A 2,412-nucleotide genomic window follows, 5' to 3' on the forward strand; every position below is an offset into this window, starting at 1 on the left:
TCAAGTCTTTCTTTATTGTATTTAAAGCGGTTTTAGCTTCATTTCATTATAAAATCTCAATCTTACTTTATAATATCCTTTTTCCACATCTTTAGCTATTTCTGGCTCGTATTTGTATTTTCTTTTATTTTTTTATACATTCTCACTGCATTATTTTTGTTTTTAAAAACTCCTAAATATACAAAATAAACATATTTTGAAGAAGGTAATTTCTTATTAAAATTTTCTTTATTTCCTTCAAACCACTTTATTAAATAATAATTATCTAAAAAGTTATAGCATTCCTTATTTTTTTTATCGTATAGATAGCTGTACTTTATCTCATTTTTTTGCACATTTTTTACTATTTTTTCTTTATTTTTTTCTATATTTCCAATATTCGGCTCATTTTTATTATTTTTAAGTTCTTGAATATAAAAATAACCTATTAAGAATAATATTCCTAAAGAAATTCCTAAAAACAAAGACTTATTAAATTTGTACAAAAATTTTTTATTTCTATACTTATACAGTAAATAAACTATTTTCCCTATTTTCCCTTCTGATTTTTTATAAAAATCTTTTAAGGCTCCTTTTGTAAAAGTGATACTTATATTTTTCTCTGACATATAATCTTTTAAAAATTTTTTAAACTCTTTAAAATCAAGTTCTTTCCATTCAAGGATAAAATTAAAAGCATTAATAAATTTTTTAAGTTCTCCTTTTATTATTTTGTTTTTTAATTCTTCATTTCCTATCAGTATAATGGATAAATTTTTATACTGGTTATAGGTATCTAAAACATTTTTAAACTCTTCTTCAGTTAACAATTGGGCATTATCAATTATTAAAACAGTATATTCGTCAACCACCAAATCGTTAAGCTCAGCTATTAAATTTTGATTAAGTAAGTCTATGTAATAGTAGTTTATATACTGATTATCTAAAAAATTTTTTACAAAAAAAGTTTTACCTGTTAATGATTTTCCGTAAATAGCGCCAAAAAATTTTGTATCTAAAAAACCTTCTAATATCTCTTTTACAACCTTATTTCTTCCTGAAATGTAAAAGTTTTCACTCATAATCTAAAACATGTTTTTTTGTAATTACGCAGTAAAAAATACCTTTAAATATTTCTTTTTTATTTTCATTATATCCTATAACTTCAATTTTGTATTTGTTCTCATTCTTCTCTAATAAATTACTTTTAAATAAAATTTTTTCTCCTACTTTTGTAGGTTTTAGAAATTTCACTTCAGATTTTGCAAGAACCACATTAGGGTGATTTACGGTAATCATGGCACAATAGTCTGCTGATGAAAATATAAATCCTCCGTGAATTAAACCTTTTTCATCAGCTATCATATCGTCAGTTGTTCTAAGTAAAACAGATGCTGTTTTCCTTCTTCTAAATTAATAGGTTCTCCTGATAATGTTTTATTTATTTTTTTATGTGTCTTTATTTCCATATTTCACCCTATAAGTTGGGATAAACCTTTATAAGTATAATCTACAGCAGATAAAATACTAAAAAATGCAGTTGTATAAATAATATAATCTAAGTATATAAGATATTCAGCAGGCAGTAAAAAAATATTTACAATAAGTACTGAAATTACAGCTAAAATTTGTAAAAATGTTGTTGCTTTTCCAAAGATAGAAGGTTTAACTTTCACAAAACCTTTAAAAAAGTAAATCAATGTTGAACCAGCAACCAAGTAAATATCTCTACTTATAACAAGAACAACAAACCAGTATGGGAACTTTATCTCAAAGTTTGAATTATAAATGAAAATAAAAGCTGAAACCAAAAGTACTTTATCAGCTATTGGGTCAAGCACTTTACCTAAGTTTGTTATCTGGTTTAGTTTCCGTGCAATATAGCCATCAAGTGCATCAGTCATACCTGCCAGAATAAATACGAGAAGAGCATACAAAGGTTTGTTATATCCAATGAAAATAATGAAAAAAGGCACTAAAAATATCCTTAATATAGTAAGCCAGTTAGGAATTCCTATTTTAATTTTTTTCTCCAATTTTTTTAATTATTTTTGATGTTGAAACATCATATACAAAATCTATTGTAAAAACTTTTCCTCCATAAGACATGACAAAATCAGCACCAACTATATTGTCTATAGTGTAATCTCCACCTTTTACTAAAACATCAGGTTTAACTTCTTTTATAAGCCTTTCTGGTGTATCCTCATCAAAAATTATAACAAGGTCAACAGGTTTTAAAGCCTGAAGTACTTTTTTCCTGTATTCTTGCGGGTTTATAGGACGGTTTTCTCCTTTCAGCCTTCTTACAGACTCATCAGAATTTAATCCAACTATAAGTACATCTCCAAAATTTTTTGCTTTTTCAAGATAATCTACATGACCAGCATGTACAATATCAAACACCCATTTGTAAAGACTATTTTTTTCCTT

General features: G+C 25.5%; 3 protein-coding genes and 1 pseudogene. All 4 read right to left on the reverse strand.

From position 1 onward, the window contains the following. Nucleotides 1-95: 95 nt before the first annotated feature. Nucleotides 96-1,061: an ATP-binding protein gene (locus tag HG1285_RS04405; RefSeq protein WP_008288641.1), complete on the reverse strand. Its 966-nt coding sequence runs from the start codon at nucleotides 1,059-1,061 to the stop codon at nucleotides 96-98. After that, the gene (locus HG1285_RS18320; RefSeq protein WP_008288642.1) at nucleotides 1,054-1,344 is read right to left on the reverse strand and encodes a hotdog domain-containing protein; all 291 of its coding nucleotides are present in this window, start codon (nucleotides 1,342-1,344) and stop codon (nucleotides 1,054-1,056) included. Before HG1285_RS18320 ends, HG1285_RS04405 begins: the two co-directional genes overlap by 8 nt. Before the next feature lie 107 nt (nucleotides 1,345-1,451). After that, a complete protein-coding gene (gene pgsA / locus HG1285_RS04400; protein ID WP_008288643.1) occupies nucleotides 1,452-2,015 on the reverse strand; it encodes a CDP-diacylglycerol--glycerol-3-phosphate 3-phosphatidyltransferase in 564 nt (187 codons plus the stop codon). Then, nucleotides 1,999-2,412 (reverse strand): annotated as a pseudogene (gene rfaE2 / locus HG1285_RS18325) (D-glycero-beta-D-manno-heptose 1-phosphate adenylyltransferase); the annotation flags it as partial. The pseudogene rfaE2 and the gene pgsA, both read right to left, overlap by 17 nt.

The sequence above is a fragment of the Hydrogenivirga sp. 128-5-R1-1 genome, from assembly GCF_000171895.1.